Below are 21,081 nucleotides of genomic sequence, written 5' to 3'. Positions count from 1 at the left end.
CCGTCAACACCTTTTTGATCAGGTGGTTGACGCCGCTTCTTCGTCCAAACCCGAAGGCTTTTCCTCGAAGCGAGCCGGCCATATTAGCCGACTTTTTCACGCTGTCAACACCCGATGTTCGCTAGGTGTTTCCGGCCCCGCTTGCCTCTGTCGCGCCGAAGCTCGGCAGTTGCGTAGCGGGCCGCGCAGTTTAATGGCACGAAAAAAAACGTCAACCGTTTTTTTGCGATCGCCTTGCAGCACCGTCGCTGCCCCGCGCTCTTCTCTCTATACGCGCGGACGCGGCGCGGCCGACCGCCGGCATTTGGCCGAGAATGCAGCCTGCGCTCCACGACGGGATTCCGCATGACTTCTGCTGCACGCTCGCTCTGGCGCGACGCTTCACTGCCCGCGCTGATCGCCGGCTTCGTCACCGTGCTGGTCGGCTTCACCAGTTCGGCGGCCATCGTGTTCCAGGCCGCGCGCAGCGTCGGCGCCTCGCAGGCGCAGATCGCCTCGTGGATGTGGGCGCTGGGGCTGGGCATGGGCCTGACCTGCATCGGGCTGTCGCTGCGCTACCGGATGCCGGTGGTCACCGCCTGGTCCACGCCCGGTGCCGCCCTGCTGATCGGCAGCGGCGGCGGCCTGCCGCTGTCCGATGCGATCGGCGCCTTCGTGGTGGTGGCGGTGTTGTCCACGCTCGCCGGTTTCTCCGGGCTGTTCGAACGTCTGCTGCGGCGCATCCCGTTGTCGCTGGCCTCGGCGATGCTGGCCGGGGTGCTGCTGCGCTTCGGCCTGGACGTGTTCGTGGCGATGCAGCACCAGCTCGGCATGGCGCTGGCGATGTTCGCCACCTACTTGCTCGGGCGCCGTGCCTTCCCACGCTATGCGGTGATCGCCACGCTGCTGGTCGGCATCGCAGTGGCCGCAGGCAACGGCGCGCTGCATCTGGAAGCGGCGCAACTGCACCTGGCGCAGCCGGTGCTGGTGTGGCCGACCCTGTCGTGGCAGGCGCTGTTCGGGATCGCGCTGCCGCTGTTCGTGGTGACGATGACCTCGCAGAACCTGCCAGGCGTGGCGGCGATCCGCGCCTCCGGCTATGCGGTGCCGATCTCCCCGACCATCGGCTGGATCGGCGTGGTCAACACGGTGCTGGCGCCGTTCGGCGCCTACGGGTTGAACCTGGCCGCGATCACGGCGGCGATCTGCATGGGCCGCGAGGCGCAGGAAGATCCGCAGCGGCGCTACATGGCCGCGGTGTTCGCCGGGGTCTTCTATCTGCTGATCGGCGTGTTCGGCGCCACGGTGGCGGCGCTGTTCGCCGCCTTTCCCAAGGAACTGGTGATGGCGATCGCCGGCATCGCGCTGTTCGGCACCATCGGCAACAGCCTGGCCTCGGCGTTGCGCGAGGAACACGAGCGCGAGCCGGCGCTGATCGCGTTCCTGGTCACCGCCTCGGGCCTGTCGCTGTTCGGCATCGGCGCGGCGCTGTGGGGCCTGCTGGCCGGCGCGGCGACGCTAGCGCTGTGGCGGCGCACGCGCTGAGCGTGCGCCGCGGGCGATGGCTCAGCGCGGATCGCGCAGCTGCAGCAACCAGTGGCTGGACACGCCGGAGTGATCGGGCAGCGGTTCGAAGTCGAACTGGCGGTGCACGGCCGTGGTCCCGTCCACGCGCAGCGGCAGGGTGACGTAGGCCGCGCGCCCTTGCCGCAGCAGGGTGTCGATGCGCTGGGTCTCGGCCAGCACGGCATCGCTGGCGTACAGGCGCTCGAGGTCGCAGCCGATCAGCTCGGCGACCTCGCGCTCGTACAGCGCGGCGAAGGCCTCGTTGACGAAGGCCAGGCGGCTGCGCCGCGCGCCCTCGCCGCGCTCGACGATCGCCACCGGCTCGCGCAACCGCGACAGCGAAGCCTCCAGCAGCGCGAAGTCCTGCTGGAAGCGCTTGCGCTCCATCAACTCGATCAGCACCCGCAGGCTGCGCGCCGACTCCAGGCTGATCGGCGACCAGGGCTGCGCGCGGCCGCGCACGGTTTCCTGCCACAGCTCGAAGCTCTTGCGCGGCGACAGCCGCGAACCGGCGATGTCCTGCAGCTTGGCCAACTGCGGATTGCCCGCCCAGTTGACCGTGCGTATCTGTTCGCGGCGGGTCCATAGCAAGGCGCTGCGCGCCTGCGGCATCAGCGGCACGAAGATGAAGCCGGCCGCCAGCGGGGCCAGATCGGCCAGCGCCGGGAAGGTCTGACCGATCTGGTCCGAGTGCAGCGCGCCGACCGCGTCGTGGCGCAGCGCTTCGTGATGGGTGGACTCGATCTGTTCGCGGATCCGCGCCAGGTCCGCGGTCGCCGGCAGCATGCCGTGGCGGGTGACGTGATCGCCGTGGAACACGGCCACGCCGTCGGCATCGACCACGTCGAGCAGGTCCGAGGCCATTTCGTCGAGCATGGACGCGGTCAGCATGTCGGCGTCGTTGAAGTTGGTGATCAACTTCTCGCGCACGGTCAGCAGCACCGACTCGGTGCGCGCACGCGCCACCGCGGTGATCGCGCCGATGCGCCCGGCCAGTGCGCGGCTCACCGCATCGGCGACATCGCGCATCTCGTGGTTGCAGAAGTACGGGCGGTAGTGGTGGCAGGCGATCAGCCCCCACAGCGCGTCGTTGACCACGATCGAGGCCACCAGGGTGGCGGTGACGCCCATGTTGGCCAGGTACTCCAGATGCACCGGCGACACGCTGCGCAGGCTGACGTCGCTCAGGTCCACCGGCGCGCGCAGGCGCGGATGCAGCGTGGGCTGGATCGGCGACGGCACATAGCCGACGTTGGCGATCTGGCGCACGCGGTTGCGCAGGTACAGCGCGCGGGCCTGCGCCGGAATGTCGGTGGCCGGATAGTGCAGGCCGAGATACGGCTCCAGTTCCGCCGCGCGCGCCTCGGCGACCACGTCGCCGTTCCAGTCGTCGTCGAAGCGGTAGATCATCACCCGGTCGTAGCCGATCAGGCTGCGCAGGCTCTTGGCGGCGCGCTGGCAGGCGTCCTCGATGCTCTGGTCGGTCTCCAGCCGGCGCAGCACCGGCAGCGCTTCGCGCAGGGTGGCGTCGGCCAGCGGCGCGTCGCGCGGCTCCAGTTCCAGCAGCCACTGCTCCGGATACAGATGCCAGGCACCGACCCAGCGCTGCGCCGCGGCGGCGCCCTTGATGCCGACGTCGACATAGGCCAGATCGCTGCGCTCGGCGGCGTCGGGCAGCAACCGCGTGCGCGGATCCTCCAGCGTCAGCAGGGCGCTGTAGGGCTGTCCGAGCAGGTCGTCCAGCGGCCGGCCGAACAGGTCGGCGGCGCTGGCGCTGGCCTGGACGATGCGGCCATCCCGCGGCTCGATCACCAGCAGCACGCCGTGCGGCTGCACCGAGCCGGGGATATGGATCGGTTCGCGTGCGCATGCGTCCATGTCCAGGGGCACGACGATGTCGCTCATGCGGCGATCTCCAGGGCGAAATGGGTATGGAAGTGCGCGAACATGGCGCGGGCGCCATCGACCGCGGCCTGCTGCAGGGGCACGGTCGGCAAGGCCCGCTCCAGGCGGTGCTGGAAGTGCCGCCAGGCGGCCGGATCGGCATGGCCGAGCTCGAAATAGGACAGCGCCGGCGCGGCCGCGGGCAGGGTCTGCCGCAGTTGCCGGGCGATCACCCGCCCGCCCAGGCGCGAGCCCTCGACCACGTACAGCATGCCCCAGCGCTGGGCCTCGGCCGACACCGGCGGCACCGGTTGCAGCGCGGGCGGCGACGCCTGCAGGGCGTGCAGGTCCTGCGCCAGCAGCGGCGCGCGCGGCTGGTACTGCCACTGCGCATCGCCGCAGTCGCGCAGCCAGGCCGCCTCCTGGCGCTCCCAGCCGGCCAGGGCCGCGTGATGGCGGCGCAGCACGTGCGCATAGGCGGACAGCGAGAGGGTGGCACCCAGCAAGGCGCGCATCGCCGGCAGGTCTTCGACGGCCTGGTGCTGCTGCGCGGTGGCGTCGCGCAGCAGGCGCGAGGCGGTCAACGGCAGGGCGGTTCCGTCGGGAGGGGACATCATGCAGGCGACTGGTACAGCAGCCGGCCGGCCGCGACGAAAGAGAGGGCACAGCGTAACAATCGCGGCCGCGCGGTGCCAGGCGAGGCCGCGCGGGCCACGCCGCCCGTGCGCACGCAAACTGAGCCGTTCATGCCTCAGCCGCCGGCCACCGTGGCGGCCGGCACCCGCGCGCGGCGCCAGGCCACGATCCAGCCGCTGCCCAGCAGCAGCGCCGCCAGCAGCCAGGGCACCCCGGGGAAATGCAGCAGCGCGCGCGGGCCGATGAAGGCGGCGAACACCCACGCGTAGAGCAGCGGCCCGATCACCCCGGCCAGGCTGACCAGGCTCATCAGCGCGCCCTGGATGCGGCCCTGCGCATCGGCGCCGACGTGGCGGGTGACGATCGCCTGCGCCGCCGGCCCGGCCACCGCCCACAGTGCGCTGATCGGCACGCCGAGCAGGAACAGCGCGCCGCTGCCGGCCACGCTGTAGATGGCGAAACCGATCACGCCGCAGCCCAGGCCGAACAGCAGCGCGCCGCGCTCGCCGAAGCGGCGCACCACCCGCGCCACCAGTACGGCATTGACCACGATGCTGCACACGCCGACCAGCGCCAGCACCCAGCTGACCTGTTTCGGCCCCCAGCCGAAGCGATAATCGGCGAACAGCACGAAGATGCTCGGGTAGACGTAGTGCGCCAGGTTGGCCAGGAAGATCACCGCGGCCAGCGCGAACACCTGCCGATAGCGGCGCAGCAGGCGCAGCGCGCCGAACGGATTGGCGTGCGCCCAGTCCACGCGTGCGGTGCGCCGTTCCGGCGCCAGCGATTCGGGCAGTACCCACAGGCCGTAGAGGAAGTTGAGCAGGGCCAGCCCGGCGGCGAACCAGAACGGCGCGCGCAGATGCAGGCTGCCGAGCCAGCCGCCCAGCAGCGGGCCGACCACGAAGCCCACGCCGAACGCCGCGCCGATGATGCCGTAGGCCTGGGCGCGCTTGTCGGCGGGGGTGATGTCGGCGATGTAGGCGTTGGCCGAGGTGAAGCTGGCCGAGAACACGCCGGAGACCATGCGCGCCAGCAGCAGCACCGGCAGGCTCTGCGCCAGCGCCATCACCATGAAGTCCACGCCCAGCCCCAGGCAAGAGGCCAGGATCACCGGGCGACGGCCGTAGCGGTCGGACAGGGCGCCCTGCAGCGGCGAACTGACGAACTGCAGCGCGGCGAACAGGAAGCCGAACCAGCCGACCCACCGGGCCGCGGCGGCGAAATCGCCGCCGGTGAAGTCGCGCACCAGCGTGGGCAGCACCGGGATGATGACGCCGAAGGACAGCACGTCGATCAGCAGGGTGACGAAGATGAAGGCGACCGCGGCACGGCGTGAGCGGATGGCGGGAGTCGGAGCGTGCACGGCAGGCCTCCTGGCGGACGCGGCAGTGTAATCGGCACCGCTGCGGGTGCGGGAGGCCGAGTGGAGAGCGCCGCCTGCCTGCCACCTCGCGGGGGCTTGGCTGGGTGCGGTCGGCGCGATTTCCAGTCGCGAGCGGCGGAGGTCGTCGCGTCGGGACTGAAGTCCCTCCCACAACCGCGTCGCGGCTGGGCGGATCGACCCGGAACTGAGGCCCTCTACCCCGAGCGGCTCCCCTCTCCCGCCGGGAGAGGGGTCGGGGGTGAGGGTCCGGCGAAGGCAGCGGCGCCACTCGTGCCACCGAGGCGCGGCGACGCAGCAGTTACGGCGGGGCCGTCACCAATGCCGACCGCCCGGCCGGGGCAGGCGGTGCCGCCGTCCGGCCGAGGTCACAACGCCATGACGGAAATCGTCTGCTGCAGCACGTGCTGGGCGCCCGGCGCCAGGTCGATCACCTCGGGCCCGGCGTTGGCCGCTTCCAGGCACACGAACTGGCGCCAGTGCGGGCCGACGTCGGCCATCTTCTGCGCGCCGGCCTCGCCCGGGTTCCAGGCCACCAGGGTGCGGCTGCCGGTGGTGGCGATCTCGATGCGGCGCTGCAGGCCCGGATCCAGCAGGGTGTAGCGGCCGCCGGCGCCGGTGTAGATGCGGTCGCTGCGGCCGGGATCGCGTGGGTCCTGCAGGCTCCAGTCGCCGTGCTGGCGATGCGGCGTGGCGTAGTTCTCGAACTTGTCGAGGTAGTCCAGGCCGTCCAGGCCCTGCACTCGCACCTGGGTGGCGTCGGCGACGCGGAAGTAGTTGTGCAGCGCCTGGGTGAAGCGGGCGGGCGCGGTGCCGACGTTGTCGGTGACCAGGCGCTGCTCCAGGGTGGCGCCGATGCGCAGCTGCATGTGCAGGCGCAGTGGCAGGTCGTCGAAGTCGGGCGGCGCCAGGGTCAGGACCAGGCTGCCATCGGCCTCGCGCCGCGCGTCCTGCACCTGCCACGGCACGGTGCGCACGAAGCCGTGCGCGGGCACGGCATCGCTCTGGCCCTGACGGCCGAAGTACGGCCAGCACACCGGGGTGCCGCCGCGGATCGGGGTCGGCGTGGGCTGCGCGCTCGGCGACAGCCACAGCGCGTCGGTGCCGCCCTTGGGCACGAACGACAGCACCTGGCCGCCGAACAGGCTGATCGCGGCGGTGGACTGCGGGGTCTCCACCAGCAGCGAGGGGTAGCCGTGGAAGTCGCCTGTGCTCAGGCCGGGGACGTCGGACATGGGGTGGATGCTCCGTGGCGCGGGGGATTGGGCGAAGGCCGGGTAGGCGGCCGGCAACTGGAATGCGGTGGGCGGCGTGCCGCCGAACGGCGTCTGTGTCGGTGGAGGTGCCGGTGCGGGTTCCGGTGACGCCGCCGGCGCAGGCGGCGTTGGCGCGGCCGGTGGCGGCACGGGGGCCGCGGGCGCGCCGCCGGCCTCGCGGCGCAGCGCGTCGAGGATGCGTTGCCCGGCGCGGCCGTCCGCCGGCTGCAGGCCCAGGCGCTGCTGCTCGGCCTGGATCGCGCGGCGGGTGGCGGTGCCGATGGCGCCGTCGGCCTGGCCGATGGCGTGGCCGCGCGCCAGCAACAAGGTTTGCAGTTCGCGCCGCTCCGGTCGGCCCAGGCCGGGGTCGTCGGTCGGCCAGGCCGCGACCAGCCCGGGCTTGCCGCGCAGCCGGTCGGACAGCAGCGCGATCGCCAGCGCATAGCTTTCGGCGGCGTTGTAGGCGTAGATCGCGTCGTAGTTGCGGAACACCAGGAACGCCGGGCCGTGCACGCCGGCCGGGATCAGCACCGCCGCCGGGGTCTGCGCCGGCAGCGCCGGCAGCGCGCTGCCATCGGCGGCGGTCAGGCCGCGCGCGCGCCAGTCCGACAGCGGCCGGCGCTGGGTGCGCCCGGCCAGCGCCGGGTCGAAACCGTCCGGCAGCTTCACTTCCAGCCCCCACGGCTGGCCACTCTGCCAGCCGGCCAGCTTGAGGTAGTTGGCGGTGGAGGCCAGGGCGTCGGGAATGCTGGCGACCAGGTCGCGGCGGCCGTCGCCATCGCCGTCCACGGCGACGCGGGCGTAGGTGCTGGGCATGAACTGGGTATGGCCGAAGGCGCCGGCCCAGGACCCGGTCAGGCCCTCGGGGCGCAGGTCGCCGGCCTGCAGCAGCTTCAGCAGCGCGAACAGTTCGCTGCGGAAGAACGGCTGGCGGCGGCCTTCGCAGGACAGGGTCAGCAGCGACACCAGCAGCGGGCGCTTGCCGGAGATGCGGCCGTAGTCGCTCTCCACGCCCCACACCGCGACCACCGTCTCCGGGTCCACGCCGTATTGTTGCGCCACCTGCGCGAGCAGGTCGCGGTGTGCGGCGAGCATGGCGCGGCCGTCGTCGATGCGCTGGCTGTCGACCAGGCCGGCCAGGTAGTCCCAGATCGGCGTGGTGAATTCGGGCTGGGCATCGAGCAGCGGCAGCACGCTCGGATCCGGCTGCAGCCCGGCGGTGAAGCGATCGAAGGACGCCTCGGCGACGCCCGCCTTTGCCGCGGCCGTGCGCAAGCCGGCCACGCAAGTGGCGAACGCCGGATCGGGCGCGGACGGCGCCGCTGCGGGCGGGGTCTGCGCGAGCGCGCAGGGCGCCGCCAGCAGCAGGATCCAGGCCAAACGCATCATCGCAACATCCTCGCCGACGGCAGGGCCGACATCATAAACAACCGCCGCGTGTGCACTCCGCTCACGCGGTGCTGGCGGCACGCGGCCGGCAAGGTGTTCCGAGCGTGGCTTCGCCGGCAGATCGCGCGACATCCCGCCGCGGCCCGGAGACGCGCGGCGTTCGGATGCTGCGGCAGGCTGTTCGGAACGACGAGGAGCAGCGCGCCCGTCCTCGCCAACGAACCGTGGTGTGCGGGCCTGCGCACCACCGGCGCGACGGGCGCCGATTCAGTCCAGCGCGTCGAGGTAATACCAGCGCCCGTCCTCGCGCACGAAGCGGCTGTGCTCGGTCATGCGCACGGCGCTGCCGCCGCCGATGCGATAGCGCGCCAGGAACGCGACCTCGGCACTGTCGGCGCCGGTCTGCAGCACCCGCTGTACGGTGAGGCCGAGCCAGACCGTGCGCGGGTCGATCTCCACCTGCGGCGGGCAGGTAGACGGGTGCCAGCTCGCGCGCAGGTAATCGGCGTCGCAGCGCACGTAGGCGCTGTAGCGCGACCGCATCAAGGATTCGGCATCCGGCGCAGGGGCGCCGGCGTGGTACGGCCCGCAGCACTGCGCGTAGTCGCGCGGACGGCCGCAGGGGCAGGGATCGGCAAGGCGCGGGGCGGACGGTGGCATGTGCCGATTGTGCCGGCTGGCGCGCCATCGCGCACGCCGCGCGCGCACCGTTGCCGGTGGCAGCTATGCTTGCGGCCCCTTGCGTGGAGCACCGGCGTGCTGGAGTCGATCCCCACCGAATTGCCATGGCTGCTGTGCATCGCCTTCGTCGCCGGGCTGGTGGACGCGGCGGTGGGCGGCGGCGGCCTGATCCAGTTGCCCGGGCTGTTCGCGACCTTGCCGCAACAGGCACCGGCAGTGGTGCTGGGCACCAACAAGTTCAGCGCCATGGCCGGCACCGGCACCGCCGCCTGGCGCTACGCGCGCCACGTGCGCCTGCCGTGGCGGCCGGTGCTGTACGCGACTGCGACCGCGTTCGTGTTTTCCTTCCTCGGCGCCACCGCGGTGAGCCTGCTGCCGAAACAGGCGGTGCGCCCGCTGATCCTGGTGCTGCTGATCGCGATGCTGGGCTACACGCTGGTCAAGAAGGACTTCGGCGCGCTGCACCGGCCGCGCCACATCGGCCGCCGCGAACTGGCGATCGCGCTGGCGATCGGCGCGGCGATCGGCTTCTACGACGGCTTCTTCGGCCCGGGCACCGGCAGCTTCCTGATCTTCCTGTTCATCCGCTTCTTCGGCCTGGATTTCCTGCGCGCCTCGGCCGCCTCGAAGGTGGTGAACCTGGCCACCAACCTGGCGGCGCTGTGCTTCTTCGTGCCCAGCGGCAAGATCCTGCTGGCCGCGGCGGTGCCGATGGCCGTGGCCAACGTGGCCGGCGCGGTGACCGGCACGCGGCTGGCGCTGCGCGGCGGCACGCCGCTGATCCGGCAGTTGTTCCTGGTGCTGGTGGTGGTGCTGATCGCCAAGATGGGCTGGGACCTGCTGCACTGAGCGCAGTGCGCGGCGCCGGGACGCCGCATCCCTGCCCTCCCGGTCGATGCTGGCGCGCGCACGCGCCCGCGGGCGTGCCCCCAAGCCGCCAGCGTCGCTCAGCGAATGCGGCGTTTGGCGGTCGCCGAAGGCGCCTTGAGTGCCGCCGCCTTGGTCGGTTTCGCAGGTTTGCTAGCTGCGGCGGCTTGCGCGGTCTTCGCCGACGCCGACCGCGCGGCCGGCCCGGTTGCCTTGGACGGACGTGCCGCGGCCGCGGCGGACTGGCGTGGCGCCTTCGCCGACGGGGTCTTCTTGGCCGCAGGCGTCGCGGCAGCCGTGCGGACGCGTTTGCCGGGCGCCGCGGGCGACGCCTTGCGCGTGGTCGACTTCGCGCCGTTGCCGCGGCCGCCGCGCGCCTTGCCGGAGGCACGCGCCGGCGCGACACCGGTGTCTGCAACAGCGCCTGCGCCGGGCTCCGCGGTGGTGACCGCCGTGTCCGCGGCCGACGTTGGCAGAGCGGCGCCAGCCTGATCCAGCGCCGCGCCCGATTCCACCGCAGGCGTCACCGCCTCGTTGCGGCTGCGCTCGGGCAGCTTCAACCGATGCGCCTGCTCGTCGTATTCGATCAGCAGCACGCCGGAATTGTGGCGGCCGCTGATCTCGACGAAGCAGGCGCCACCGATGAACGGCTCCAGCGTCATCACCGATTTGAGCGGCGTAGCCACCACCATCTGGAAACCGAAGTTCTCGAAGATGTTCATCGCCAGCGCGGTGAACTCGTTGTCGGCCTTGTCGAAGGCCTCGTCCAGCACCACCGCGGCGTAGCGCGGCAGTTCGCCGTCCTCGCCGCCGAGTTGGTAGCGCAGCGCCGCGGCCAGGCAGGTGGTGGCCAGCTTCTGGCGCTGGCCGCCGGACTTGCCGGCGCCGCTGCGGTAGATCTCCACCTGCGCGCGGCTGTCCGCGTCCAGTTCCACGCCGACGAATTCCACGTGCTGGCGCACGTCCAGCACCTGCTCGCGCCACCGCCGCAGTTCCGGTTCCTGCGCGCCGAGCCGCTGCACCAGCCCGCGCAGGGTGGCGAACTGCGCCTCGGCCAGGGCGCGGTCCTCGGTCTGCTGATGGCCGAGCACGGCGCGCAACTGCTGCTGGAATTCCTGCACCTCGAGCAGGCGCCGGTCGCTGACTTCGATGGTCAGCAGGGTGCCGCGGTTGAACGGCACCTGTTCCAGGCTGGCGTTGACCTCGTCCATGCGCTGCTTGATCGCCTTGTGCGCTTCGGCGGTGTAGCGCTGCAGGGCCAGCAGGTTGTTCTTGCTCTGGGTCTGCAGCAGGTCGAAGAAGCGGCCTTCGTGGCGCGGCAGGCCGTCGCTCTCCAGCCGCTGCAGACGCGCCAGGAAGTCGTCGGCGCTGGCCAGGCTGACGGTGAAGTCGCCGCTGTCCTCCGGCCACTGCTGGCAGTAACGACGGAAGCAGTCCAGCACCTGCTGGCTCAGCCGCGCGTCCTGCGCCTGGCTCTGCGCCAGCTGTTCGCCGAGGCCGCGCTCGACGCTGCGCAGATGCGCCTCCAGGTTGTCCAGACTCAGCGGCGGCAGCGCCGCCAGCCGCGCGTCCAGCCCCGCCACCTGCGCCGGGCCGATCACCGCGGTGGCCACGCGCGCGGCGCAGGTCTCGCGCTGCGCTTCCAGGCGCGCGCGCTCGCGGCTCAGCTGCGCGCGCTCCAGGCGCACGTCCTCGTAGGTGCGGCGCGCCTGGTCGCGGCGCGCGCGGACGGTGGCGATCTGCTCGCCCAGCGCACGCAGCGCGGTGTCGCCTTCGCGCAGTTGCAGCAGTTGCTCGGCGATGTCGCTCAGGCGCTGCAGCTTCGGCGCGACGTCGATCTCGTCCCACTCGCGCTCGGCCAGGGTGTGTGCGGCCAGTTGCCGGCCCTGGTCCTGCTCGCGCTGCTTGCGCAGGGCGGCGACGTCGGCATCGCAGGCGCCGATGCGCTGCGCCAGCGTCTGCCCCTCGCGCTCGAACACCTTGAGCTTGTCACGGTTGTCGTAGCCGAGCAGCCAGCGCTTGCGGTCGCCGACGGCGTGGCGGTCGTCCTTCTCGTAGCGGTCGCCCGGGTGCTTGACCTGGCCCTCGCGGGTGATCGCACGCTCGGCGTCGCGCAGCTGCGACACGGTGTCCACGCAGGCGTAGTCGAAGCGCCGCGCCAGCTCCTGGCGCAGCCACGGCGCATAAGCGTGGTCGCGCAACTCCAGCTTGCGCAGCAGCGACTTCGCGTCGGGCTCGCGCTGCTGCAGCGGCGCGTTGTGGCGCACGCGGAAGTACACCAGGCGAGTGCCGAGCTGGGTCTTGTTGACCCAGTCGGCGACGCTGGCGTAGTGGCGTTCGTCGACCAGCAGCGACTGCGCGAAGCCGTGCAGCACGCGCTCGATCGCGCCACGCCAGGCGGCCTGGTCGGCCTCCACCTGCACCAGCTCGCCGACGAACGGCAGCGCAGCTTCGGACAGGCCGGTCTCGGCGCACAGCCGCGCGCGCAGGGCCTGCATCGGCGCGGGAATGCTCGAGGGCGCCTTCAGCAGCGCCTCGATCTCGGTGCGGATGACCGCGAAGCGGCGTTCGTCCTCGCGGCGCTCGGCCATGCGCTCGGCGATCGCCTCGTCCAGGCTGCTGGCCTCGCCGGCGACGCCGTCGCGCAGCGCGCGCGCCTGCGCCACCTGCTCGGCGAAACCGCTGGCGCTGCCGGCCAGGCCCATGCCGAGCTGGCGGCAGGCCTGTTCGACCTGGCTGCGGCGGCGCATGCGCTCGTCGCGCTCGCGCTCGACGCGGCCGCGTTCGCGCTCCAGTGCCTCGACCTGTTCGCCGCCCTGCGCGCGTTGCTGGGTCTCCAGCTCGGCCAGGGTCTGTTCGTGGTTGTCCAGCGCTTCGCGGCGCTGGCCCTCCTCGCCGGCCAGGCCGCGGTCCTGGGTATCCAGTTCCTGCAGGCGTGCATCGAGCAGGGCCAGGCGGCGCTGCTCGCGGTAGCCGTCGATGCCCAGCTGCAGTTCGCGCAGCTCGCCGACGCTGTGGCGCAATGCCAGCAGCTCGGCGTGGTAGTCGCGCGCCGGGGTCAGGGTTTCCACCTGGCGCCGCGCGGTCACCACCGCGTGGTGGGCGCCATCGAGTTCGGCGAAGTCCTCGACCAGGCGGTCGGCCGCCTCGAAGGTGCGCGGCTCGTCGAGCATGAAGCTGCGCAGGAAGGCGTTGAGGTCACCCAGGTTCTTCGCCGACTGGGTCTTGTGCAGCAGCCGCAGCGCCATCTCGTTGCCGATGCCGAGCAGGTGGCGGAAGCGCTCGGCGTAGCCGGCGAAGCTGTCGAAGTGGTGCACGTCCTCGCCCAGGCGCAGCTTGAGCCGGCGCAGGTCCAGGTCGAAGCCGTCCAGTTCGGCGGCCACGTCGAAGCCGCGCGGCACCACCATGTAGTGCTTGCGCACGTCGGCCGCGGCGGTGCCGCTGCCGGCGATCCAGAACAGCCGCACCAGGCTCACCGCCTGGCCCTGCGCGTTGCGGTATTCCAGCGCCAGCGCCGACCAGGTCGCGCCCTTGCGCAGGTACTGGGTGGCGATCTCGCCGGAGGCGCTGTCCTGCTGGTCGGCCCAGGCGCCGCGCACGTAGGACACCAGGCTGCGGTCGCGGCCGCTGCGCTCGGCCTCGCGCGCGGCGGCGTTGAAGTCGACGATGCTCGGCGGCGTCAGCAGCGCCGACATCGCATCGAGCAGGGTCGACTTGCCCGAGCCGGAGCGGCCGACGAACAGGAAGCCCTTCTCGGCGATCGGTACGTCGGTCAGGCCGTTGAAGGTGCCCCAGTTGTGCACCTGCAGGCGGCGCATGCGGTACTGCTGCGCGCGCTGCTCGGCCAGGGTCTCGGCGAACAGGGACGGGGCGACGGGGACGGTGGACGATTCGGACAGGGACGTCATCGGGAACTCATCGGAAAACGGGGATGGCCGCCATGGCGGCCAGCGCACGGGTCGAGCCCGACGCTAGGCGCGGACGACGCGCGGGCACAGACCGGTCATGGCGCCGTCTCGGCCGCGCCATCGCGCAGGCCGCGGTAGGCCGTCGCCAGCGCCTGCACGTCCTCGGCCGAGAACAGCAGCTTCAGCGCCGGCGAGACTTCGTAGCGGTCCTCGCTGCCGCGCAGCTTGGACAGCAGGTGGTTGTCGCGCATCTTGGCGATCGCCGCCAGCACCCGCCGGGCGAAGCCGGCGCGGTCGGTGGACACGTTCTTCTCGTACACCGACAGCACTTCCAGCAGTTGCGCCTCGTCGACCACCGCGCGCTCGTCACGGGTGTCGGCCTCGGCCAGTTGCTGGCGCAGGAACAGCAGCAGCACCGACTCGATGAAGGTCAGCGGCGCGGTGCGCAGCAGCGCCGGGGTCTCCAGCTCGCCGGTGTCGGCCTGGCGCGCGAACGCCACGCCGCCGTCGCGGTCCAGCACCAGTTCCAGGAACAGCTCGCTCAGCACGCGGCGGATCGCCGCCTCGTGGCGCAGCAGCGCCGGCCACAGCGGCCCGTGCCGGTAGGCATCGACGCTGGGGCCGGACAACAGTTGGCACAGCGCACGCCGCGCCTCCAGCGGCAGGCTGCCGCTGTCGCCGGCGAACAGCGCGGTGCCGGCCTCGGCCGACGCCGCCGATGCGGCCGTGGCGGCATCGCCGGGATCGGCGTCGTGGCCGTGGAATTCGTCAGACCAGCTCATTGCGTTTTTCCTTGGTGAACCACACCAGCGGGATGCGCGCGCGCCGGAGCTGGCCGTCGCCGCCCTCCCATTGCACCGCTTCCCATTCGCCGTCGACGACCACGCCGTGGCGGGTGCCCAGCGCCAGGTAGCCGATCACGCTGCCCAGCCCCTGCGCCGCCGGGCGCTGCCGCAGCGCCTCGCCGATGCTCAGTTGCGGCTGCCGGCCGAGCAGGTCGTGCAGGTCGTTGCGCAGGCCGCGCAGGTCGATCTCCGACTGCGCCACCAGGTCGCCGACGCTGTCCAGCGAGATCGTCGCCGCCTCGGCCGCCTGCACCCGCCCGTCCACCTGCTGGCTGCGCGGGTCGTGCAGGCGCCACTGCGACAGCGAGCGCAGCCGCGCACTGCTCAGCGGCAGCACGTAGCCGGTGGCGGCGGTGGCGTGCAGGTGGTCGCGCAACTGCAGCGCCTCGCCCTGCGCCTGCTTCAGCAACTGGTTGAGCCGGCGCTGTTCCAGGTAGCCGCGGCTCTGCACGAACCCGCGCAGGCTGCGCGCGAAATGCTGCATCACCTCGTGCACCTGGCCGCCGCGTTCGAGCAGGGTGCCGGTGAGCCCGCGCAGGAAGGCGCGCTCGTGGCGGTCCAGGCGGCGGGCGAAGCCGCGCGCCAGCAACGCCTCCAGCGCCGCATCCAGCTGCACGCTCTGCTCGGCGTCGTTGAGCAGGCTCCAGAACGCCTGGAAGCTGCGCCCGGCCTCGCTCTCGCCGATCACGTCGATGCCGGCGAACAGCTTCTCCAGCACGTCGCCGCGCGCGCCCTCGTCGTCGATGATGCGCTCGCGGAACTCGCGGTTGAGCCGCTCGAAATCGTCGCGGACGCGGCGGAAATCCTCGGTCAGGTCGTCGGACAGGCGGATGATGTCGCGGGTGCGTTCCAGCGCGCGCTTGCCGTCCAGCGCGGCCAGCTTGCCCGCGGCCACGCGCTCGATCTCCGCATCCAGGCGCTCGCGCTCGGCGCGCAGTGCGGCCAGGCGCGCGTCCGGATCGGTCTCGGTCTGCCCGGCCAGTTGCACCAGCTGCTGGATCACCAGCGACAGCCGGCTCTCGGTGGCCACGCTGGCGCTGTCGCGCACGCCGGCGATGAAGCGGATCGCCTGCGCCGCCTGCCGCGACAGTTCGTACTCTTCCTGCGCATCGCCCTCGGGCAGGCGCCGTTCCAGCCAGCCCTGCGCCAGCCAGTGCGCCACGTAGGCCTGGGCGGTGCGCGGCAGTTCGCGCGAGAGCTGGTCGTCCTTCAGCGCATCGAGCTGGCGCTGCAGGCGTTCGTGCAGCACATCGGCCGGCAGCCGCCGCTGGGCGTCGCCCAGCAGGGTCTGCAGCAGGCCGATCAGCTCCGGGGCATGGTCGGCGGCGAGCAGCTTCCACAACGGCTGTTCGCGCAACTGGCGATAGCCGGCGATCCGGACATGCGGCTTCATGCAGGAACCGACCGCCACCGCATCGGCAAGACTCAGCGCGCCCGCTCGATGAAGCGCAGGAACTCGGCGCGGGTACGCGCGTCCTCGCGGAAGGTGCCGAGCATCTTCGAGGTGACCATGCTGACGCCGCGCTTGTGGATGCCGCGGGTGGTCATGCACTCATGAGCGCCTTCCACCACCACGCCCACGCCCAGCGGCTGCAGCACGTCCTGGATGCACTGGGCGATCTGCGCGGTCATCTTCTCCTGCACCTGGAAGCGCCGCGCATAGGCCTCGACCACGCGCGCCAGCTTGCTGATGCCCACCACCTTGCCGCGCGGCAGGTAGCCGACGTGGACCTTGCCGATGATCGGCGCCATGTGGTGTTCGCAGTGGCTTTCGTACTCGATGTCGCGCAGCACGATCAGCTCGTCGTAGCCGGCCACTTCCTCGAAGGTGCGCAGCAGGTACTCGCGCGGGTCGGCGCGGTAGCCGCTGAACCAGTCGCCGTAGGCCTCGGCCACGCGCCGCGGGGTATCCAGCAGGCCCTCGCGGCTGGGGTCCTCGCCGGCCCAGCGCAGCAGGGTGCGCACCGCGTCTTCGGCCTGCGCCTGGGTTACCGGGGGAGTGGAGCTGTTGTCTGGATCGGCCATGGGGGAACGCCCGTGAGGGGGCTGCATGGTACCCGAGTCGCCTGGCAGCCGCCGCATGGCGGCGCCCGCGCGGCGGGGCGACCGGGGCGACACGGGGTCCGCCGTTCAGCGTCCGCCTGCGCCGCGCCCGGGCGGCGCCTGCACCGCCCGGGGCGCCACCGCGCCGGTCAGCGCCGGCGCGCGTGCATCTCGCCTTCGTGGTCCAACCAGTTGCTGCCCTTGTTGGTCAGGAAGAACACATACACCAGCAGCGACACCGCGATCACCGCCGTGGCGTACCAGACGAAGGTGGTGACGTGGCCGGTCTTCAGCGAGGCCTGGTACAGCAGCGGCGCGGTGCCGCCGAAGGCCGAATTGGCCAGCGCATAGCCCAGGCCCACGCCCAGCGCGCGGATGTGGGTGGGGAACAGCTCGGCCTTCACCACCGCGTTGATCGAGGTGTAGCCGGTGAGGATGACGAAGCCGGCGGTGAGGATGGCGAAGGCGCTCAGCCAGTCGCTCTGCCTGGGCAGCTCCAGCACCAGGAACCAGGTGTAGAGCACGCCGCCGATGCCGAAGAACACCAGCAGGGTCTTGCGCCCGATGATGTCCGACAGCCAGCCGCCCACCGGCTGCATCAGCATCAGCACGATCAGCGCGACCAGGTTGATGATGGTGCCGGCCATCACGTCGTCGCCGGCGAAGGCAGTCTGGATCATCTTCGGCCCGGTCACCGAGTAGGTGTAGAAGGCCACGGTGCCGCCAGCGGTGATCAGGAAGCACAGCAGCAGCGGGCGCCACTGGTGCACGAACAGCTCGCGCAGCGAGCCGGAGGACGTGTCCTTGCCCTGCTTGGCCGCGGCGATGGATTCGGAGGTCAGCGACTCGTCCATCGTGCGCCGCAGCCAGAACACCACCAGCGCGCCGATACCGCCCAGGCCGAAGGCCACGCGCCAGCCCCATTCGGAAATCTGCCCCTTGTCGAAGAAGTGCAGCATCCCGAACAGCACCGCCTGCGCCAGCACGTGGCCGCCGACCAGGGTGACGTAGTGGAAGGAGGACAGGAAGCCGCGCCGCCCCGGGATCGCCGCCTCGGACATGTAGGTGGCGCTGGTGCCGTACTCGCCGCCGGTGGCGAAGCCCTGCAGCAAGCGCGCCAGCAGCAGCACCACCGCCGCGGCGCCGCCGATGCTGGCCACGGTGGGCGTCACCGCGATCAGGAACGAACAGGCCGCCATCACCGACACCGACACCGTCAGCGCCAGGCGGCGGCCGTAACGGTCGGCGAAGCGGCCGAAGTACCAGGCGCCGATCGGGCGCATCAGGAAGGTCACCGCGAAGATCGCCCACACGTACAACGTGGCGTTCTTGTCCTCCTTGGAGAAGAACTGCGACTCGAAGTAGGTGGCGAACACCGAGTAGACGTAGACGTCGTACCACTCCACCAGGTTGCCGGCCGAGCCCTTGAGCGTGTTGGACACCGAGCGGCGCAGGCTGCCCGGTGCGGCGGCGGCGGACGAAGAGGTGGATGCACTCATGCGGTGGGCCTCATGGATGGACGTCACGGAGTATAGGCAGGCGCTTGCGAGGATCCTGTCGCGACGGCGCCCACGCCGGGCGTGCGCGCCATGCCTTCATTGCGCCAGCGGCGCGGCGAAGGCCTTGCTGTACATGCCCGACCGATCGAAGCAGCAGACCCGCCGCTTGCCCGCGGCGAGCATGTCGCAGGTGCTGGCGATGCGCTTGGCCCGCGTCGGCGCCTGCTTGCCCGCGCCGATCCAGAAGATCCAGTCGCGCCGCGCCACCGCGGTCAGCGTGTCCCAGGCCGCGCGCGCCGGCGGATGCGCGGCCAGCGCGCGCGCCAGGTCCTTCGGCACGGCCGGTTCCGGTTCCACCGCCACCGGCGCGATCGCCAGCGTCACCGTGGCGCCGGGGTCCACGCCCGCGGCCGCGCGCAAGGCCGGCTCCACGCGCAACCAGTGGCCGCCGTGGCCGTCCGGCTGCAGCGTGGCCTGGAACGGATGCCCGGCGAACAGGCCCTCCACGCTGGCCAGGCCGCGCGTCGGCAGGGCGGCGCTGGCCGCCGCGGGCAACAGCAGGAAACACCAGGGCGCATCCGGCGGCATCGCCGGACGCAGCAAGGTCGCCTGGAAGCGGATCGGGTCGGCGGCACCGGTCATGCGCGGACCATAGCACCGGGCAGGGGCCGGGCCATGCTGCACTGCGCGCGGCGGTGTGGCGGCGCGATCCGCGCCGAGCCGATCGCCGCCACGCCGCATCCTGCCTGACGTGGGCAGGGCCAACGCCGCGGCAGGCACGTACCGCGTCACGTTCCCCGCACCGCGCCGCCGGCGCCATGGCCCCATCCCTTCAGATCGCCTCGGCATCGCCGCTATCCATGCGCCGGCCCGGGGACCTGCGCCATGCGCGCGTCACGCGGGCGCAGGCAACCTGCCTGCCCGTCCGCCGTCACCCACCGTCGACCCCTCTTCCCTCCCCCATTCCCCCGATCCCATGCACGTCTTCTCGCATCTGCGCATCGGCCAGCGCCTCGCGCTCGGCTTCCTCACCCTCATCGTGCTGATGGTCCTGCTCACCGTGGTCGGCATCCAGCGCGTGCACAGCATCGACCGGCGGCTGACCGCGATCAACGAGGTCAACAGCGTCAAGCAGCGTTACGCGATCAACTTCCGCGGCAGCGTGCACGACCGCGCCATCGCCTTGCGCGACGTGGTGCTGCTGGATGACCCGGCCAGCCGGCAGGCGACCGAGCAGACCATCGACAAGCTGGCCGGCGACTACGCGCGCGCCGCGCAGCCGCTCGACGCCCTGCTCGCCGCCGCCAGCGATGCCCAGGAGAACGCCATCCTGCGGCGCATCCAGGGCATCGAAGCGCGCACCATGCCGCTGATCGCACAGGTGCGGCAGCTGCGCGACGCCGGCGACACCGTGCAGGCGCAGGCGCTGCTGCTGCAGCAGGCGCGCCCGGCCTTCGTCGACTGGCTGGCCAGCATCAACGCCTTCATCGACCTGCAGGAAGCCAAGAACCGCCAGGCCGCCAAGGAGGCGATGAGCACCGCGCGCAGCTTCGCCCTGCTGATGATCGGCTGCACCGTGCTGGCGCTGCTGCTGGGCACGCTGATCGCGCTGTTGCTCACCCGCCGCGTGGTGCGTCCGCTGCGGCAGGCGCTGGGCCTGGCCGAGCGCATCGGTGCCGGCGACCTGAGCAGCCCGGACATCGCCACCACCCACGACGAGGCAGGGCAGTTGCTGCGCGCCATGCAGCAGATGCAGCGGCGCCTGCACGAGGTGATTTCCGCGCAACGCGAAATGGCCGCGCGCCATGATGCCGGCGCCATCAGCTACCGGATGGACGCGCAGCGCTTCCCCGGCGAGTACGGGCACATGGTCGCCGACACCAATGCCCTGGTCGATGCGCATGTGCAGACCCAGTTGCGCATGACCGAAGTGATGGGCCGCTACGCCATCGGCGACCTCAGCCAGGACATCGCCCACTACCCCGGCGAAAAGGCCGCGATCACCGCGGCGATGCAGCAGGTCAAGCAGAACCTGCACGCGATCAACGTGCAGATCCAGACCCTGGCCGAGGCCGCCTGCGCCGGCAACTTCGCCCACCGCGGCCAGCCGGAGAAGTTCGAGCACGCCTTCCGTACCATGGTCGAGAACCTCGACACCATGATGGCCACCGCCGACGCCAACCTGGCCAAGTTCTCCGCGCTGCTGCGCTGCATCGCCGACGGCGACCTCACCGTGCGCATGCGCGGCAACTTCCACGGCGTGTTCGCCGCCATGCGCGACGACGCCAACAGTACCGTGCACCGCCTCACCGACATCGTCGCGCACATCCAGCGCACCACCAACAGCATCGGCTTCGCCGCCGAGGACATCGCCAGCGGCAACCAGGAACTGGCCAAGCGCAGCGAGCAGCAGGCGGCCAGCCTGGAAGAGACCGCCGCCTCGATGGAGGAGCTGACCTCCACCGTGAAACAGAACGCCGAGCACGCGCAGCGCGCCAACCAGCTGGCGCTGGGCGCGGCCGGCGTGGCCAGCGAAGGCCGCGACGTGGTCGGCCAAGTGGTGGAGACCATGACCGGCATCCAGGCCGCCTCCAAGCGCATCGCCGACATCATCGCGGTGATCGACGGCATCGCCTTCCAGACCAACATCCTCGCCCTCAACGCCGCGGTGGAAGCCGCACGCGCTGGCGAGCAGGGCAAGGGTTTCGCGGTGGTGGCCGCGGAGGTCGGCACGCTCGCGCACCGCTCGGCCGGCGCCGCCAAGGAGATCAAGACCCTGATCGACGACTCGGTGCAACGCGTGGCCCACGGCGCCACGCTGGTGCACCAGGCTGGCGCCACCATGGACCAGGTGGTGGCCAGCGTGCAGCACGTCACCGACCTCATGGGGCAGATCTCCGCCGCCTCGCACGAGCAGGCCAACGGCATCGCGCAGGTCAACCAGACCATCGCGCGCATGGACGAGACCACCCAGCAGAACGTGGCGCTGGTGGAAGAGGCCAGCACCGCGGCGCGTTCGCTGGAGGAGCAGTCGGCGCAGCTGACCCAGGCGGTGGAAGTGTTCAAGGTGGGCGCCTTCGTCTGACCCTGGGGACGGTGCCACGCCGCGCGTGGCACTGGGCGCGCCCCTGCCGGCAGCGGATG

The 21,081-nt window shown here is 71.7% G+C and carries 14 protein-coding genes; 3 read left to right on the top strand and 11 right to left on the bottom strand.

Annotation, left to right across the window (positions count from 1 at the left end; translation table 11 throughout):
- Positions 1–345: 345 nt before the first annotated feature.
- Positions 346–1,524: a benzoate/H(+) symporter BenE family transporter gene (locus NUG21_RS00945; protein WP_263392034.1), complete on the top strand. Its 1,179-nt coding sequence runs from the start codon at positions 346–348 to the stop codon at positions 1,522–1,524.
- Between the two features lie 21 nt (positions 1,525–1,545).
- Here NUG21_RS00945 and bphP read toward each other — a convergent pair whose 3' ends face one another.
- From bphP to NUG21_RS00920, 5 genes are all read right to left on the bottom strand, one after another.
- Positions 1,546–3,450, bottom strand: coding sequence for a bacteriophytochrome BphP (bphP, locus tag NUG21_RS00940; RefSeq protein ID WP_263392033.1), 1,905 nt, complete (start codon positions 3,448–3,450; stop codon positions 1,546–1,548).
- Positions 3,447–4,046, bottom strand: coding sequence for a biliverdin-producing heme oxygenase (locus NUG21_RS00935; RefSeq protein ID WP_263392032.1), 600 nt, complete (start codon positions 4,044–4,046; stop codon positions 3,447–3,449). Before NUG21_RS00935 ends, bphP begins: the two co-directional genes overlap by 4 nt.
- A gap of 134 nt (positions 4,047–4,180) precedes the next feature.
- Positions 4,181–5,431 (bottom strand): TCR/Tet family MFS transporter, encoded by a 1,251-nt coding sequence (locus NUG21_RS00930; protein ID WP_263392031.1) that lies wholly within the window; start codon positions 5,429–5,431, stop codon positions 4,181–4,183.
- Positions 5,432–5,817: 386 nt separating this feature from the next.
- Entirely contained in the window at positions 5,818–8,094 is a 2,277-nt protein-coding gene (locus tag NUG21_RS00925) for a lytic murein transglycosylase (protein WP_263392030.1), read from the bottom strand.
- A 267-nt stretch (positions 8,095–8,361) separates the two neighbouring features.
- Complete coding sequence (locus tag NUG21_RS00920; RefSeq protein WP_160948438.1) at positions 8,362–8,754, bottom strand: YchJ family metal-binding protein; 393 nt, start codon at positions 8,752–8,754, stop codon at positions 8,362–8,364.
- A gap of 96 nt (positions 8,755–8,850) precedes the next feature.
- On the opposite strand from NUG21_RS00920, the gene NUG21_RS00915 reads away from it, so the two are divergent.
- The gene (locus NUG21_RS00915) at positions 8,851–9,624 is read left to right on the top strand and encodes a sulfite exporter TauE/SafE family protein (protein WP_242081573.1); all 774 of its coding nucleotides are present in this window, start codon (positions 8,851–8,853) and stop codon (positions 9,622–9,624) included.
- Between the two features lie 98 nt (positions 9,625–9,722).
- Here the strand turns inward: NUG21_RS00915 and NUG21_RS00910 are convergent, their stop codons facing one another.
- From NUG21_RS00910 to NUG21_RS00885, 6 genes are all read right to left on the bottom strand, one after another.
- The gene (locus NUG21_RS00910) at positions 9,723–13,550 is read right to left on the bottom strand and encodes an ATP-binding protein (RefSeq protein WP_263392029.1); all 3,828 of its coding nucleotides are present in this window, start codon (positions 13,548–13,550) and stop codon (positions 9,723–9,725) included.
- 95 nt (positions 13,551–13,645) lie between these two features.
- Entirely contained in the window at positions 13,646–14,332 is a 687-nt protein-coding gene (locus tag NUG21_RS00905; RefSeq protein ID WP_263392028.1) for a DUF4194 domain-containing protein, read from the bottom strand.
- Entirely contained in the window at positions 14,319–15,788 is a 1,470-nt protein-coding gene (locus NUG21_RS00900; protein ID WP_263392027.1) for a DUF3375 domain-containing protein, read from the bottom strand. Before NUG21_RS00900 ends, NUG21_RS00905 begins: the two co-directional genes overlap by 14 nt.
- Positions 15,789–15,820: 32 nt before the next feature.
- On the bottom strand, positions 15,821–16,420 hold the full coding sequence (gene folE, locus NUG21_RS00895; RefSeq protein ID WP_160948434.1) for a GTP cyclohydrolase I FolE: 600 nt from the start codon (positions 16,418–16,420) through the stop codon (positions 15,821–15,823).
- Between the two features lie 167 nt (positions 16,421–16,587).
- Positions 16,588–17,937 carry an MFS transporter gene (locus tag NUG21_RS00890; RefSeq protein ID WP_263392026.1) on the bottom strand — a complete coding sequence of 450 codons (1,350 nt, stop codon included), beginning with the start codon at positions 17,935–17,937 and terminating at the stop codon, positions 16,588–16,590.
- Positions 17,938–18,033: 96 nt separating this feature from the next.
- Positions 18,034–18,579: a YdeI/OmpD-associated family protein gene (locus NUG21_RS00885; protein WP_263392025.1), complete on the bottom strand. Its 546-nt coding sequence runs from the start codon at positions 18,577–18,579 to the stop codon at positions 18,034–18,036.
- 334 nt (positions 18,580–18,913) lie between these two features.
- Between NUG21_RS00885 and NUG21_RS00880 the strand changes: the two genes are divergently transcribed.
- A complete protein-coding gene (locus NUG21_RS00880; protein ID WP_263392024.1) occupies positions 18,914–21,022 on the top strand; it encodes a methyl-accepting chemotaxis protein in 2,109 nt (702 codons plus the stop codon).
- Positions 21,023–21,081: the final 59 nt, after the last annotated feature.

It is taken from the genome of Xanthomonas sp. CFBP 8445 (assembly GCF_025666235.1).
GTDB classification, from domain to species: domain Bacteria; phylum Pseudomonadota; class Gammaproteobacteria; order Xanthomonadales; family Xanthomonadaceae; genus Xanthomonas_A; species Xanthomonas_A indica.
This window is presented reverse-complemented; position numbering and strand designations above follow the sequence as displayed.

What these genes read in the sequence shown, in the direction of transcription:
- NUG21_RS00945 (WP_263392034.1), top strand. Translation starts at nt 346, where the DNA reads ATGACTTCTGCTGCACGCTCGCTCTGGCGCGACGCTTCACTGCCCGCG.
- bphP (WP_263392033.1), bottom strand. Translation starts at nt 3,450, where the DNA reads ATGAGCGACATCGTCGTGCCCCTGGACATGGACGCATGCGCACGCGAA.
- NUG21_RS00935 (WP_263392032.1), bottom strand. Translation starts at nt 4,046, where the DNA reads ATGATGTCCCCTCCCGACGGAACCGCCCTGCCGTTGACCGCCTCGCGC.
- NUG21_RS00925 (WP_263392030.1), bottom strand. Translation starts at nt 8,094, where the DNA reads ATGATGCGTTTGGCCTGGATCCTGCTGCTGGCGGCGCCCTGCGCGCTC.
- NUG21_RS00920 (WP_160948438.1), bottom strand. Translation starts at nt 8,754, where the DNA reads ATGCCACCGTCCGCCCCGCGCCTTGCCGATCCCTGCCCCTGCGGCCGT.
- NUG21_RS00910 (WP_263392029.1), bottom strand. Translation starts at nt 13,550, where the DNA reads ATGACGTCCCTGTCCGAATCGTCCACCGTCCCCGTCGCCCCGTCCCTG.
- NUG21_RS00905 (WP_263392028.1), bottom strand. Translation starts at nt 14,332, where the DNA reads ATGAGCTGGTCTGACGAATTCCACGGCCACGACGCCGATCCCGGCGAT.
- NUG21_RS00900 (WP_263392027.1), bottom strand. Translation starts at nt 15,788, where the DNA reads ATGAAGCCGCATGTCCGGATCGCCGGCTATCGCCAGTTGCGCGAACAG.
- folE (WP_160948434.1), bottom strand. Translation starts at nt 16,420, where the DNA reads ATGGCCGATCCAGACAACAGCTCCACTCCCCCGGTAACCCAGGCGCAG.
- NUG21_RS00890 (WP_263392026.1), bottom strand. Translation starts at nt 17,937, where the DNA reads ATGAGTGCATCCACCTCTTCGTCCGCCGCCGCCGCACCGGGCAGCCTG.
- NUG21_RS00885 (WP_263392025.1), bottom strand. Translation starts at nt 18,579, where the DNA reads ATGACCGGTGCCGCCGACCCGATCCGCTTCCAGGCGACCTTGCTGCGT.
- NUG21_RS00880 (WP_263392024.1), top strand. Translation starts at nt 18,914, where the DNA reads ATGCACGTCTTCTCGCATCTGCGCATCGGCCAGCGCCTCGCGCTCGGC.